This window comes from Cohnella rhizosphaerae (genome assembly GCF_029525575.1).
Lineage (GTDB): Bacteria > Bacillota > Bacilli > Paenibacillales > Paenibacillaceae > Cohnella > Cohnella rhizosphaerae.
Genome location: NZ_JAPDIA010000008.1, coordinates 1537332 through 1552381 on the forward strand (window position 1 = coordinate 1537332; position 15050 = coordinate 1552381).

A 15050-nucleotide genomic window follows, 5' to 3' on the forward strand; every position below is an offset into this window, starting at 1 on the left:
AATACTTGTAATTCGACAGGTATGACCTCCATAGGGTCGGAAGGAGGCAGGGACCTTTGCTAAAATAAACTTAGCAAAAGCGCTAGAAATATCCAATATAAACTTAAAACGTTAAAAGATGCTTGACAACCGTATTAGCGCCGATCTTGAGGCCCGCCGACGAACGCCGCGTCCGCCGTATCCAGTCCGTATGCGGTATGAAGCGCGCGAACGACTTCTTGCAGCGGCTCGGCCGCGATGACGCAGGAGCATTTGATCTCGGACGTGCTGACCATCTTGATGCTTACGCCGGCTCGCGAGATCACGTCGAACATTTTGGCGGCGACGCCTGGATTCGATACCATGCCGGCGCCGACGATGGACACTTTGACGAGGTTTTCTTCGAAGGTCGCCTCGTCGTAAGGAACTTCGCCGCGAACGCGCTCGATCACGCCGAGCGCGCGCGCCCGGTCGGCCAATGATACGGTAAAGGAAAAGTCCGCCTTGCCGTTCGAAATGCCGCTTTGTACGATGATGTCGACGTCGATCGACTCTTCGGCGAGCGCGCCGAAAATTTTCGCCAATACCCCCGGAATATCCGCCACCCCGACGATACTGATGCGGGCTACATTTTTATCAAAAGCGATGCCGCTTACGACGACGCCTTGTTCCATTGCCGCTTCCTCCCTCACGAGCGTTCCTTCATTCTGGGTAAAGCTCGAACGCACCACGAGACGAACGTTGTAGTGCTTCGCATATTCGACCGCGCGGGGGTGCAGCACCGCTGCGCCAAGATGGGCAAGCTCGAGCATCTCGTCGTACGAAATGACGTCCAGCTTGCGCGCGTTTTTCACGACGCGGGGATCGGTCGAATAGATGCCGTCCACGTCGGTGTATATTTCGCACACGTCCGCTTTGATCGCGGCCGCGAGCGCGACAGCCGTCGTATCGGAGCCGCCGCGGCCGAGCGTCGTAATCTCGCCGTCTTCGGTCATGCCCTGGAAGCCGGCGACGATCGCAATCGCGCCGCCGTCCAGCGCCGCCAGCAGTCGGGTCGGCGTAATGTCGGATATTCTTGCCTTTCCGTGCATCGCTTCCGTCACGATGCCGGCTTGCCAGCCCGTGAACGACTTGGCATCGTGGCCGAGTTTATGAATCGTCATCGCGAGCAGCGCGACGGAGATCTGCTCGCCGGTCGTCAGCAGCATATCCATCTCCCGTGCCGGGGGGATTGTCGGTTAATTCCTTGGACTTGTCGATCAGATCGTCGGTCGTATCGCCCATGGCGGACACGACGACGACGACGCGATGGCCCTGCAGCTTTTTGTCGATAATCCGCCGGGCCACGCGCTGCATCCGCTCCGTGGTCCCGACGGAGCTGCCGCCGAATTTCATCACGATTAAGGACAACGCGGTTCCACTCCTCATCTTCACATTGCATACAGCAATATATTATAGCATAAGGCCGACGGCCCAGAAACGAAAAAAAAATCCTCCGGGCCCTGGAAGGACGCGGAGGATTCGACGAAGCTTAGGCGCGGGAAATATATTTGCCTTCGGTCGTATTGATGAGGAGCACGTCGCCCTCGTTAATGAAAAGCGGCACTTGAACGTTGAGCCCGGTCTCGAGCTTCGCGTTCTTCGTGGCGCCGGTCGCCGTATTGCCCTTGATGCCCGGCTCGGTCTCCACGACCTTCAGGTCGACGTTGTTCGGCAGGTTGATGCCGAGAATCTCGCCCTGGTAGCTCGTGATGTTAACCGTCATGTTTTCCTTCAGGAAGTTGACTTCCCACTCGAGCTGCTTCTTGTCCAGGTTGAACTGGTCGTAGGTCTCGTTGTCCATGAACGTGTACTCGCTGCCGGAGTTGTACAGGTACTGCACGGCGCGGTTCTCGATATGGGCGCGAACGACGTTCTCGCCGGCACGGAACGTTTTTTCGATGACGTTGCCGTTGCGCAGATTCTTCAGCTTGGAGCGTACGAACGCGGCGCCTTTGCCCGGCTTGACGTGCTGGAAGTCGATAACGGTGCACAGATCGTTGTCCACTTCAATGGTAAGGCCTGTCTTAAAATCGTTAACGGAAATCACTGCTAAATTCCCTCCTGTAGGAACGTGGCTCCCTATTCCAGAACGATCAGTTCCTTCGGGGAACGCGTAAGTATTTTAATCCCGTCATCCGTCAGAACGACGTCGTCTTCGATCCGTACGCCGCCGAAGCCCGGTACGTAAATACCCGGCTCGACCGTGACGACATGACCCGGGAGTAAAATCGTATCCGGCGCCGAATAGCTGAGCCGCGGCTCCTCGTGAATATCGAGACCGATCCCGTGACCGGTGCTATGGCCGTATTGATCTCCATAACCATACCGCGTGATGATATCTCTCGTCAAGGCGTCGCCTTCCCGTCCGGTCAATCCCGGCTTCAGATGCGCGAGCGCGTGCAGTTGGGCTTCGAGCACGATGCCGTAGATCTCCTTGTGACGGTCCGTCGCCGGACCGACGACGACCGTGCGGGTCAAGTCCGAGCAGTAGCCTTTGTAGGATGCGCCAAAATCCAGCGTGACGAATTCGCCTGGCCCGATCACCCGGTCGCTCGCCACCCCGTGCGGCATCGCGGAGCGCTCGCCCGAAGCGACGATCGTATCGAACGACGTGCCCGAGGCGCCGAGCTTCCTCATATAAAACTCCATCTCCAGCGCGATGTCCGACTCTTTCGCGCCGGGCTTCAGAAAACCGAGAATATGCGAAAAGGTCCGGTCGGCGATATCCGCGGCCTCTTGGAGGACGGCAAGCTCCGCCTCATCCTTGACGGCCCGAAGCTTCTCGAGCGCCTTGCCGGCAGGCACGAGTTCAACCGGCGCCAGCCGCTCCTTAAGAAGCGCATAGGCGGCATAGCTCACCGTAGCGTCCTCGAATAGCAGACGCCGGACGCCCGCTTCGCGCAACCGCTCCGCGACGCGATCATAATAGCCCGCCGGCGGATGCTCCGCGACTTCGACGCCGGAGGCTTGGACGTTCGCTTGCTCCGTATAGCGGAAATCGGTGAACAGCACGGCGGCCTTGGCCGTCACCAGCACGACGCCCGCCGTGCCCGTGAACCCCGTCAAATATCGCCGGTTGTGTCCGCTGGTCACCAGCATGGCGTCGCCGCCGAGTCCCGCCATCTCGCCTCTCAATCTTGCGATTCTAGCTTCGGTCATCGATCGCGTCTCCTTTCTCTGCTTGCCATTTACGAGCGAGCCGGCTGCCGCAAGTGACGCAGCAGCGCAAGCAGGCCAAGCTCGTAGCCGTATGCGCCGAAACCGGCGATCTGGCCGACGCACACCGGCGCGAGCATCGACGTATGCCGGAAAGACTCGCGCTTATGGATGTTCGACAAGTGAACTTCGACGGTAGGCAGTCCGACGGCTGCGATGCCGTCGCGAAGCGCGATGCTCGTATGCGTATAGGCGCCGGGATTGATCAAAATGCCGTCGTGCCGGCCGAACGCGGCATGCATCTCGTCCAGCAGCCCGCCCTCGTGATTCGATTGATAAAAGAAAAGAGAAGCGCCTTCGCGCTCGGCGGTCTCCGTCAGGTTCCGCTCGATCTCGGGCAGCGTGGCGGTCCCGTACACGCCCGGCTCTCTGACGCCGAGCATGTTCAGGTTCGGTCCGTTCAGAACCAGGATACTGGGCAATTCCGGCACTCCTTCCTTGATTTCCGCTATAAATTCATCAGTCATTGTAACATAACGATCCACGGCGGTGCTATACGCCTCGCCCAGCGATAAGCACTCGTTCACGCAGGCTCCGGATCGCCGGCGCGGCCGTTTTCCTGCCCGTTCGCCTGCTTCGGCTCGCGCGCGGATTCGTTGTGAAATTCGAAGGCGAACGAATATCCGATAAAGAGCCCCCATAGCACGTAGACTGCGCATTCCGTAAACATGCTGCCAAGACCGATCTCTTTGTAAGCGGGAATGGCGCCGGTCGCAGGCCCGATCCAGAAAAAGAGCAGCACCCACCAAACTGCGCCGTAAAACAAACCCGGCCAAGGACCGCGAAGCTTGCCCAATATGAGCCAGTATAAATATGCGGCGACGATCGACATGACGACAAACAGCGCCAGCCCGACGCAGTGCCAGCCGACCGTATCCAGGCGCTCCCGCTTCATGAAGGGATCGATCAAAAAAGGCTTGCGGCACTTTGGTGAGGTTCAACGCGACCGACAGCCACCGTAGCGAGCCCCAGATGAGACCGGCGAACAGGCCGAGCGTCAAGCAATAGACCGCAGGGTACTTCGTTTTTCCCGTCGAAGCGCTTTTGTTTTCCGTTTGTTCCATCTTTTCGATTCACCCTTTCCGAATATCCCCCCGATCGGCATAGTATGGGCCGCGTGCGCGTGCGCTAATCGCCGCGCGGCCGGAGGCTGTAGCTTTGCTCGCCCTTATCCTGTAAAATAAGAGGGTACCCGAAGCTTCCAGCTTCAAGAGATTCGTCGAGAGATGGTGAATGGTTTGGCAGAACAACCGACCTCCATATACGGAGGACAAGCCGTGATCGAAGGCGTCATGTTCGCCGGACGGAACGTCCACGTGACCGCGGTGCGGCGCAAGAATCAGGAGATCGCATTTTTCGAAGTCCCCCCGCAAACAGCAGCAGAGCCGGGCGCTCGCGGTGCTGAAGCGGATTCCTTTTATCCGTGGCATCGTCGGCATCGTCGAGTCTTCGGCCAAAGGCTCGCAGCACTTGAACTTCTCGGCCGAGGCGTACGCGGAAGACGAGACGCAGCCGGACGCGGCGGAGAAGCCGAAGGAAAAAGAAAAATGGAGCCTGTCCATGGTGCTCGGCGTGGCCGTCGTAGGCGTTTTGTCGTTCGTTTTCGGCAAGCTCGTCTTTACGACCGTGCCTGCGCTGCTCGAAGGCTTTCTGTTCGAAAACGTATTTAACAGCATGATCCTGCATAACCTGTTGGAAGGCGTCATCAAGATCGCGCTTTTGCTCTTTTATCTCTGGTTTATTTCCAAGACGCCGTTGATCAAGCGACTGTTCCAGTATCACGGCGCCGAGCACAAGGTGATCAGCGCTTACGAAGCCGGCGTCGAACTGACGGTCGAAAACGTTCAACGCTTCACTCGCCTGCACTATCGCTGCGGCAGCAGCTTTCTCGTGTTTACGGTCATCGTCGGCGTTATCCTGTACTCGTTCCCGATCTTCCATTGGGATACGATATGGGAGCGCGTATGGATCCGGATCGCCCTGCTTCCGGTCGTCATCGGCATCTCTTACGAGGTGCTTCGCTGGACGAACGCGGCTCGCGACATTCCGGGGCTGCGCATCCTCGGTTATCCCGGGCTGTGGCTTCAACTGCTGACCACCAAGGAACCGAACGACGACCAGGTCGCGGTATCGATCGCATCGTTTAATCGCATGCGGGAGCTCGACCGGGAGATACGGCCCGTATAAATCAAATGCAACGGGAGGGACGCTCCATGCGCAAACGCAACCGAATGCCAACTTGGTTCGCCGTATTTCTGGCGCTCATCGCCATCGGGATCGCGTCCTCTATCCTGAACGGCGGCCAGGCGCTTATCATCCCCGTCGTTCTCGTCGCGATCGTCTGGATCTTGTACAAATTCCCGCCGAATCGCTGGGCTCGCGGCGGTACGGCCCGGTCCGATTACCAGCGCGCGGCCGCGCAAAGCAAAAAGCGTCAGCAGGCCAAGGATGCCGGAGCCAAACCGCGACGCGGTCCCTCGCCTTTCCGGGTCATCGAAGGCAGCAAAGGACGCGACGACGAGCCGCCGACCTATCATTAAAGAAACGCTCCGGCGTCCGACGCGCAAAAGGATTGAGGCTACCGCCTCAATCCTTTTTTATTTGGATGCTCGATGGGCTTGGCATACCCGAATCGAACTTTGGCCGGACTTGGCGCAGGGTTCGGATTCGGACGTATGCCCGGCAGGTCGGGGGGGCACATTCCGGTTCTGTAATCGTACAGATTAAAAAAACGCGGTACCCGCGCTTAAACCCGACGTATACAAGCTCTCGCTTTGCGCTTCGGACAAATGAAAATCCGTCGTACGTACGCCGAGCGTCGGAATTTTAATCGTCCGCACGCGATTGTTTTTTTCGATATAACGCTCGTCGTGGGCGCTCAGCATCGTTTCGAACATGGCATAGAACATCGTGAACGGACCGGTGATCCGGTGTCCTTTCGGATTCGGCCTGCCGACCATTTGAAATCCGACCACGGGCAGCAGCGGTCCCTTTGCCTCGGGCTCTTCGAACAACCATAACGGAAAATTGCTGAGCAGCCCGCCGTCAACGACATAGGAACCGTGCGCGATCAGGCTTTTTTTCATGTCGCTTGGCGCGTTTGAAAGGCCGGTAAGCGGATGGGCCGCGCACGATGACCGGATCGAAAAAATAAGGAATGCTCACGCTCATGCGAATCGCCTGAGCCACGCCCAGTTCCCGTGGATTCATCCCGTAATCGGCGATGTCGTCCGGCAAAACGAGCAGTTTGCCGTTCGTAATATCCGAAGCGACGATGCGCAGACGGCCCGGAGGCAGGTCTCCGAACGTCCTTATCCCGCGTGCCGCCAGCAGCTTCTCGGCCCAAGCTTCGAGCGCGTCGCCGCTGTACAGACCTTTAAAAATCAGCAGGCGAGCGGCCGGGCCGATCAGTTTGACGTTAAAAACAGGCGCCCGCTTCAAAAAATCCGAGAACGGCGTGCCATCGATGATCGCTTTCATTTCCGACGCATTGTACCCGGCTGCGATCAGCGCAGCCACGATGCTTCCGGCGGAAGTGCCGGCCACTTGATGGAAGCCGTAACCGTTCAGCTCCGCAGCCCGCACGGCGCCCGCGAGCGAGATCCCCTTGACCCCGCCGCCTTCGAAAACCGCATTGATCATCTTCAGGTTCATGAGGCTGCCTCCGTCCGCATATAAGCCGATTACTGCAAGCTTATGCGGCCTTACTGAAGCGCAGACCCGAAGCTGCGTACGATTCCTCGATGTGATCCCTCCTGTTTTCGACCGGCAAGCAAAAGAGGACGCGTACGCGTCCTCTCCCCCTTATTCCGTATCCAATTCGGCGCGGATGCGCATCAATTCCGAGCGGCGCGCATCGTCACGATTAAAATATTCGACCAGCGTTTCGATGCAGGTAATGGAATCCCAACTCAAATGATGCTCGATTCCTTCCACGTCGCGGTAAATATTTTCATGCTGCACGCCGATCACGCTCAGGAAGGATTCGAGCAAATGATGCCGGTCGACGAGCCGCTTTCCGATTTTTTTCCCTTTGCTCGTGAGGATCAACCCTCTGTACTTTTCGTAAATCAAATATTGATCCTTGTCCAGCTTCTGAATCATCTTGGTCACGGACGAGGGGTGCACTTCAAGTCCTTCGGCGATATCGGATACGCGGGCGTATCCCTTCTCGTCGATCAGCCTGTAAATGCGTTCGAGATAATCTTCCATGCTTGGCGTCGGCACCGAACTGTCCCCTTTCCCGACGGTTAATAACTCTTTGTATCATACAACGCGCGTTCGACGAGGGCAAGCTACCGCTTTAACCTGAACGGATCGATATCCAAAAGTTAAGCCGTGTCCGCCGTCTTCGGCCGAAGCATACTACAGAAACAAAGGGGGCGAGTGAACGATGAGCGTAGGCGTCACCGAACTTACGCGCAAATCCGTATCGACCAAGCCGTTCGTACCCGAGCTCGTCTTCTTCGAGCCCGAGGCGCTCAACTATCCGATGGGCATTCGAATTCGCGATTGGGCGCTGCGGGAAGGCATTCCCCACAGGATGACCACTTCGCACAACCGGATCACGAATCTTCCCGGAGAGACCGAGACGGAGCAATACAAAATCGCGAAAAGAACGCTTGTCGTCGGCCTGCGCAAAACGCTTAAATTCGATACGTCGAAGCCTTCGGCCGAGTATGCCATACCGCTTGCGACGGGCTGCATGGGACACTGCCATTATTGCTACCTGCAAACGACGCTCGGCGCGAAGCCGTACATTCGCGTATATGTCAATATCGAGGAGATCCTGGCTGCCGCCAAGGCTTATATCGACGCACGCAATCCCGAAATCACGCGCTTCGAAGCGGCTTGTACCTCGGATCCGCTCGGTCTCGAGCATATTACCGGCTCCCTCGCCGAGACGATCGCCTTTATGGCCAAGCAGCCGCTCGGCCGATTGAGATTCGTATCCAAATTCCACCACGTCGACTCCCTGCTCGGCATCGCGCATGGCGGCCATACGCGCGTTCGGTTCAGCATTAACGCCGATTATGTCATCCGAAGCTTCGAGCCCGCCACATCGCGGTTCGCCGAACGCATCGAGGCAGCCGGAAAAATCGCAAGCGCAGGTTACCCGCTGGGCTTCATTATCGCTCCGATCATATGGTTCGACGGCTGGGAAAAGGGCTACGCCGAATTGCTGGACCGCCTGGCGGCCGCGCTGCCGTCCGATGCCGGTCGGGACTTGACCTTCGAGCTGATCCAGCACCGCTTTACGAAAACGGCCAAGACGACGATCGAAAAGCGTTATCCCAAAACAAAGCTTGAAATGGACGAAGCGAAGCGGAAAAAGAAATGGGGACGCTGGGGTCAACATAAATACGTTTATCCCGACGAACAGGCCGATGCGCTGCGCGTTTTCATTACCGAACGCATCTTCGAAGCTTTTCCAAGCGCCAAAATCGAATACTTCACGTAAAAGCACTTCAAGAAGCACCTTAGAACAATAGCCAATCCGGCGTAATCCGGTTCAGCCAAATCGTAATCTCGGTCATGCGATCGGTAAACAGGAGAATGCCCATCAATATCATGAGCGCGCCGCCGATTTTCATCAGCTTGTCGGAATATTTCAAGATCCATCTGGCCGATCCGATGAAAAAAAGCGAGTACGAAAAAAGGTACGCCGAATCCTAACGAATAGGCCGCGGTCATGCTTGCCCAAGTCCCCGGCTCGCTGGCAGCCAAAGCCAATATCGCCGTGAGAATCGGACCTACGCACGGAGACCAGCCGGCGGAAAAGCCGATTCCGAAAATAAAGGAGCCGATATAGCCGGCCGGACGCCAGCCAACGTTCATCTTGCGCTCCTTGAGCAGCAACTGCGGCTGAAAGACGCCCAGCAAAAACAAGCCCATCAGCACGATCAAAATCGCCGAGATCTGACGGATCAAGTCTTGGTATTCCCGAAACGTGTAGGCAAAGGTGTTGGCCGTGTAGCTAAGGGTAAAGAATACGGCAGAAAAACCCAAAATGAAAAAGAACGTGTGCGCCATCGTCTTGGCGCGTATTTCTTTGCTGGACTCGGTCTTCAAGCGCGTGACCGATATACCGGTTATGTAGGACAAGTACGACGGATATAACGGAAGGCAGCAAGGAGAAATGAACGAAGCGAGTCCCCCCGCAAATGCGATTCCGATGTTCAGCTGACTCATAGGTACCTCCTTACGGATATGAAGGTGGGGCCGGAAAACCGGCCCCACCTCCTCAAGCTTCTACCTTCATCTGAGCGACCATGATGGATATGAGCTGCTGCACCTGAACCGGCTTGCTGATATAAGCGTTCGCTCCGGCCTCCAGGCATTTGTCCCGGTCTTCCTTCATCGCCTTGGCCGTTACCGCGATGATCGGCGTGTGAAGCCGAAGCGTATGGCGGATCTCGCGAATCGCCTGGAAGCCGTCCATATCCGGCATCATAATGTCCATCAGAATACAATCGTAAGTGTCGCCGACGCGCAGCCGCTCCATACACTCGATGCCGTCGTGGGCGATCGTGAACGTCATCTCGAGCGATTCGAGCACATGGGACAGCGCGAACAGGTTGCGTGCGTCGTCGTCGACCAGCAGGACGTTGCGTCCCTTCAGCTCCGCGGTGCTCAGCGGCATCTCGGATACGGCGATGGACACCGGATCGGCGGCGGACAGCGACGAGCCGGAAGTCGCCAACTGCCTCGATGCGACCGCATCGTCCAATTCGCCGAGCGAACGCTGCGCCGGCAAATACAAGGTGAATTCGCTCCCCTTGCCTTCTTCGCTCTGGACCTCGATTCGTCCGCCGAGCATATTCGCGAGCGAAGACGAGATGGTTAGTCCAAGACCGGTCCCCCCGTACTTGCGGGCCGTCCCGCTGTCCGCCTGGGTGAACGCCTCGAAGATCAGGCTCAGCTTGTCTCTGGCGATGCCTCTGCCCGTGTCCGTGACGGTGAACGCGACCTCCTGCTGTCCCCAGGAATTGTTCGCTTGGACGCCGATCGTCAGATCGACTTTGCCGGCTTCGGTAAACTTAAATGCGTTGGACAGCAAGTTTTTCAAGATCTGCTGAAGCCGGAATCCGTCGGTTTCGAGCCATGCCGGCGTTTCCGGCGCGATCCGGACGGCGAAGTCCAGTTTTTTCTTGGCGGCGACTTCCTGGAAGTTGTTCTGGATCGTGAGCTGCAGATCCGCCAGAACGATGTTGCCCATCTCGATGTCGAGCTTGCCTGCCTCTACCTTGGACAGGTCGAGGATATCGTTGATCAGATTCAGCAGATCGTTGCCGGCGCTGTAGATGGTATTGACGTAGCTGATATCGTCCTCGTTCAGATGGCCGTGCCGGTTCTCGGCCAGCATCTGGGACAAGATCAGCATGCTGTTGAGCGGCGTACGCAGCTCGTGCGACATGTTCGCGAGAAATTCGCTTTTAAAGTTGGAGCTGCGCTTAAGCTCGTCGTTCATCGTAAGCAGCTCGAGCGACTGGGCGTTGAGCTCTTCGGATTGGACCTGAAGCTCTTCGTTCGCCGCTTGGGCCTCCGTATACAGCTGCTCCATCTCCATGCGGCTCTTCACGGACTGGATCGTCACGCCCAACATGCCCGCGAGCTGTTCGAGCAGTTCGATATCCGCCTTTTTGAAAGGCTTGAACGCGCCGACCTCCAGCACGCCGACGACGGATTTTTCGAACGATACCGGCAGCAGGACGATCTGTTTGGGCGCGGATTGGCCGATGCCGGATTGAATGTTCACGTACCCGTCCGGAATCTGATTGACGATCATCGTACGCGATCCTGCCGCGCATTGACCGACCAACCCTTCGCCCAACTGGAACTCCTTGCGGCCGAAGTTTTCGGATGCTTCCGCATATGCGGCGTTTTTGACGAGATGGTTCGCCTGATCGCGAACGTACAAGACGCCGAACGGAATATCGAAAACGCGGACCATCTGATTCATGAACAGCCGGCCGACGGCATTGATATCGTTTTGCTCCTGAAGCAGCGTGGCGATCTCCGCGATCTGGTCCTTGCGGAGATTCTGGCGCTCGATCGAATCCAGCAGGGCATTGGTCGAGTCCCCAAGTTCCATCATCTCGTCCCGGGTGTTGATCTCGATCCGTTTGTCCAGATTCCCGTCCTGCGAGGCGATCTGCCGGATCGTCGTACTGACCTTGCGGATCGTCTTGATGACGGAGCCGGAGATGAACCAAGCGATGGCGATCGCGATGATGGCCACGAACAGCCAGAGAAGATAGAGGAAAAAGATCAAAGAGGCGTTTCTTTGTTTAAGATCCGTCACCCGCTGGTTCGTCAGGCTCATTTCCGTATCCTTAAAGCTTTGCAGTTGCTGCCGGAGCGCGTCCGTCTTCGTCTTGCCTGTTTTCTCCCGAAAAAAACGGTCGAGGCTCTCCGTATCTCCGCTTCGTTTGAACCCGATCGCGTTCTCGCTCGCCGTATCCGTCCAGGACTGAATGTTCGATTTGATGCTGTCCAGGTTGCGCAGCTGCGCGGGATTGTCGATGACGAGCGCCGACAAGGCGTTCAGATCCGCTTCCCACCTGGCCTTGCCCGTGTTGTAAGGCTCCAGGTAGGCTTCGTCGCCGCTGATGACATACCCTCTCATCCCGGTCTCCATGTCCAGCACGTCTTTTTGAATCTGGTCGACCGTCTCGTGCACCTGGATGTCATGCGTGCTGATGAATTCCACTTCATTTTGCAAGGACGCGATCCGTACGGTCAGGGCGACGATCGCGATGCCCAAAAAGACCATCACGATAACGTTGCCGAACAGAATCTTGGTCCGAATGGATATTTTTCTCCTTCGCTCCGGGACGCTGTACACGAATTGCTCCTCCTCGATGCCGCTAATCTATTAGTACTACTATACCTGAAACTAACGTCCATTTAAAACAAAAAAACCTGCGAAATGCGGGAATTCGCAGGTTTTTTTATCCGATATTATTTGACCAGCGCGCCGTTAGGCATGTCTTCCGGCACGGACGCGAGCGTTAATCGTCCGCCCTCCGACGCCGCCAGAATCATGCCGTGGGACCACTCGCCGCGCAGCTTGACCGGCTTCAGGTTGGCGACGCAGATGACCTTTGCGCCGACAAGCTCGTCGGGCTTGTAGTGCTGGGCGATGCCGGATACGACCTGACGCGATTCGCCGCCGAGGTCGAGCTGAAGCTTCAGCAGCTTGTCGGCCTTGGGGATCGGCTCGCAAGCGGTGACTTGCGCGACGCGCAGCTCGATCTTGGCGAAGTCGTCGATGGATATTTCTTCCTTGGCGTCGCGCTTCGGCTCCTCTCGCCCGCCATCGGCAGGCGCGCTTGACGTCTGCTTTTCCTGCGTCGCTTCCGTTTTGGCGCCGCCGCCCATCATGTCCACGATCCAGGCGACCTCGCTTTCGAGGTCGAGCCGCGGGAACAACGCATCGCCCTTTTCCACCTTCGCGCCGGTCGCGAGCGAGCTCCAAGCGCCGATGCTGTCCCAAGCGGTCGCCCGGCCCTCGGCGATGCCGAGCTGGGCCCATATGCGGGCCGGCGCATGCGTCATGAACGGCTGCAGCATGATTGATACGATGCGCAGGCTCTCCGCCAAATGGGCCATGACCGAAGCCAATGCGCCGCGGTCGGCCTCGTCCTTGGCGAGCACCCACGGCTGCGTCTCGTCGATATACTTGTTCGTCCGGCTGACGAGCGTCCAAATCGCCGTAAGCGCCACGGAAAATTCCATCGCTTCGACCGCTTCCTCGGTCTTGCGCACCGCCGCCGCCGCCGCGGATTCCAGGTCCGCGTCGAACGCCGTCGAGCCGGCAGCCTCCGGCACGACGCCGTCGAAGTACTTGCCGATCATGGCGACGGTGCGGCTGAGCAGATTGCCCAGATCGTTGGCCAGGTCGTAGTTCAGTCGCTCCGCGAAGTTCTCGGGCGTGAACGTGCCGTCGGAGCCAAACGGCACCTCGCGCAGCAGGTAGTAGCGGACGGGATCGAGACCGTAGCGGTCGATCAGCTTGACCGGGTCCACCACGTTGCCCTTGGACTTGGACATTTTGCCGTCCTTCATGAGCAGCCAGCCGTGCGCGAACACCTTTTTCGGCAGCGGCAGTTCGAGCGCCATCAGCATGATCGGCCAGTAGATCGTATGGAAGCGAACGATCTCCTTGCTCATCAGATGCACGTCCGCCGGCCAGAACTTGCCCATGAGCGCGTCGTCAGGCGTGCCGTAGCCGAGCGCCGTAATATAGTTGCAGAGCGCGTCGATCCAGACGTAGATGACATGCTTCGGATCGGAGCGGACCGGAATGCCCCAATTGTAGGTCGTCCGGGACACCGCCAGATCCTCGAGACCCGGCTTGATGAAGTTGTTGATCATCTCGGTCTTGCGCGACTCGGGCTGGATGAAGTCGGGATGCGCCTCGTAATGCGCGAGCAGCCGATCCACGTAGTTGCTCATTTTGAAAAAGTAGGATTCTTCCTTGACCAGCTCCACGGGGTGTCCGCTGTCGGGGCTTTTGCCGCCGATAACGTTGCCCTGTTCGTCCTTGACGACGTCGACCAACTGCGTCTCGGTGTAAAACGTCTCGTCGGGGATGCTGTACCAGCCTTCGTACTCCCCTTTATAAATGTCGCCCTTAGCCAGCAGCTTCTCGAAAATGTCCTCCACGACCCGCGTATGGCGCGGCTCGGTCGTCCGGATGAAGTCGTCGTTCGATATCTCGAGCTTTTTCCACAGCTCCTTGATGCCCACGACGATGTCGTCGACGAATTGCTGCGGCGTCTTGCCCGCGTCCTGCGCCTTGCGTTCGATTTTCTGGCCGTGCTCGTCCGTGCCGGTCAAATACCGCACCTCGAAGCCGCGGAGGCGCTTGTATCGGGAAATAGCGTCGCCGGCGACGGTCGTGTAGGCATGCCCGATATGCAGCTTGTCGCTCGGGTAGTAGATCGGCGTCGTAATATAAAAGGTTTTGCCCGCTTCGTTCATCTTCTTCAGCTCCTGTAGGGATTGTGGCGCAGATCTCGGCCGGAAAACGCAAAAAAGACTCCCGTCCGTCATGGGACGAGAGTCTGCGCTCACGTGGTACCACCCAAATTCCCTCCGCCGCTTGCGCGCCGCGAAGGCTCATTCGCGCCGGTCGTCTTCGGACCGGCAGCTCCGTTAACGCCGGAACGCGCGTCATGCTCTCGTCGACGGCCTGCGGCGGCAGCGGCGCTCGAGCACGAATCCTCCAGGACCATCTTCCAAAGTCGATCTATGCCGGCTCGCAGCGTCCCCGGCTCTCTGAGATAGATCGCGAACTTTGTACTCATCGCTTCATCGGATCGGTATACGGTTGTGTTGGCCAAAATATAACGCAGAGCGGGGGGCCGTGTCAAGCGGACGGATGCCCGCCCGCCCGCTTGCCTTTAGGCGACGGGACCGGGTCGAAGCCGCCGGGATGGAAAGGATGGCATTTGCAGATGCGCACCGCGGCCAAGCCCGCGCCCTTGAGCGGTCCGTGCACCTCGATCGCTTCGAGCGCGTATGCCGAGCAGGTCGGCGCGAACCGGCAGGTGGGCGGCTTGAGCGGCGAGATAAACCGGCGGTAAAACACGATCGGCAGCCGCATCGCCGCCACGGCGGCTTTCCTCATCGGTCCCGTCCCCTTTCACAAATAAAGCGTATCCCCATCATGCAGAAAGCCCGCAGCCCGAGTCAAATCGGGAACTTCCTAGGCGAACCACTCGTTGACGACAAAAATGAACGCAGCGAGCGAAACGATCGAGCCGATCATATAGGTCCAGCCTTGTCCCCTTTTCAACTGAAAA

At 57.9% G+C, this 15050-nt stretch carries 10 protein-coding genes and 4 pseudogenes; 3 read left to right on the forward strand and 11 right to left on the reverse strand.

The genetic code is table 11. From position 1 onward, the window contains the following. Window positions 1–134: 134 nt before the first annotated feature. The 5 genes and pseudogenes from OMP40_RS30865 to OMP40_RS30885 all read right to left on the reverse strand — a co-directional run bounded on the left by OMP40_RS30865 (window position 135) and on the right by OMP40_RS30885 (window position 4147). Window positions 135–1407: pseudogene (locus OMP40_RS30865) on the reverse strand (aspartate kinase). 103 nt (window positions 1408–1510) lie between these two features. Beyond that, complete coding sequence (gene efp, locus OMP40_RS30870) at window positions 1511–2068, reverse strand: elongation factor P (protein ID WP_277537007.1); 558 nt, start codon at window positions 2066–2068, stop codon at window positions 1511–1513. A 32-nt stretch (window positions 2069–2100) separates the two neighbouring features. Further along, window positions 2101–3180 (reverse strand): M24 family metallopeptidase, encoded by a 1080-nt coding sequence (locus OMP40_RS30875; protein WP_277537009.1) that lies wholly within the window; start codon window positions 3178–3180, stop codon window positions 2101–2103. A gap of 29 nt (window positions 3181–3209) precedes the next feature. Next, window positions 3210–3659, reverse strand: a complete 450-nt coding sequence (gene aroQ / locus OMP40_RS30880; protein WP_277537011.1) for a type II 3-dehydroquinate dehydratase — start codon at window positions 3657–3659, stop codon at window positions 3210–3212. A gap of 101 nt (window positions 3660–3760) precedes the next feature. Beyond that, the gene (locus OMP40_RS30885) at window positions 3761–4147 is read right to left on the reverse strand and encodes a YqhR family membrane protein (protein ID WP_277537013.1); all 387 of its coding nucleotides are present in this window, start codon (window positions 4145–4147) and stop codon (window positions 3761–3763) included. 328 nt (window positions 4148–4475) lie between these two features. On the opposite strand from OMP40_RS30885, the pseudogene OMP40_RS30890 reads away from it, so the two are divergent. Beyond that, a pseudogene (locus OMP40_RS30890) lies at window positions 4476–5424 on the forward strand (DUF1385 domain-containing protein). Between the two features lie 26 nt (window positions 5425–5450). Beyond that, on the forward strand, window positions 5451–5777 hold the full coding sequence (locus OMP40_RS30895) for an SdpI family protein (protein WP_277537015.1): 327 nt from the start codon (window positions 5451–5453) through the stop codon (window positions 5775–5777). Window positions 5778–5960: 183 nt separating this feature from the next. Here the strand turns inward: OMP40_RS30895 and OMP40_RS42525 are convergent. After that, window positions 5961–6879, reverse strand: a pseudogene (locus OMP40_RS42525) (patatin-like phospholipase family protein). A 162-nt stretch (window positions 6880–7041) separates the two neighbouring features. Next, window positions 7042–7464 carry a transcriptional regulator MntR gene (mntR, locus tag OMP40_RS30905; protein ID WP_277537016.1) on the reverse strand — a complete coding sequence of 141 codons (423 nt, stop codon included), beginning with the start codon at window positions 7462–7464 and terminating at the stop codon, window positions 7042–7044. A 166-nt stretch (window positions 7465–7630) separates the two neighbouring features. On the opposite strand from mntR, the gene splB reads away from it, so the two are divergent. Next, a complete protein-coding gene (gene splB, locus OMP40_RS30910; protein ID WP_277537018.1) occupies window positions 7631–8698 on the forward strand; it encodes a spore photoproduct lyase in 1068 nt (355 codons plus the stop codon). Window positions 8699–8717: 19 nt separating this feature from the next. Here the strand turns inward: splB and OMP40_RS30915 are convergent. From OMP40_RS30915 to yidD, 4 genes and pseudogenes are all read right to left on the reverse strand, one after another. Beyond that, window positions 8718–9429: pseudogene (locus tag OMP40_RS30915) on the reverse strand (cytochrome c biogenesis CcdA family protein). Window positions 9430–9481: 52 nt separating this feature from the next. Beyond that, window positions 9482–12085 carry a CHASE3 domain-containing protein gene (locus OMP40_RS30920; protein WP_277537020.1) on the reverse strand — a complete coding sequence of 868 codons (2604 nt, stop codon included), beginning with the start codon at window positions 12083–12085 and terminating at the stop codon, window positions 9482–9484. A gap of 116 nt (window positions 12086–12201) precedes the next feature. Further along, complete coding sequence (metG, locus tag OMP40_RS30925) at window positions 12202–14226, reverse strand: methionine--tRNA ligase (protein ID WP_277537022.1); 2025 nt, start codon at window positions 14224–14226, stop codon at window positions 12202–12204. 388 nt (window positions 14227–14614) lie between these two features. After that, entirely contained in the window at window positions 14615–14875 is a 261-nt protein-coding gene (yidD, locus tag OMP40_RS30930; RefSeq protein WP_277537024.1) for a membrane protein insertion efficiency factor YidD, read from the reverse strand. Window positions 14876–15050 lie beyond the last annotated feature (175 nt).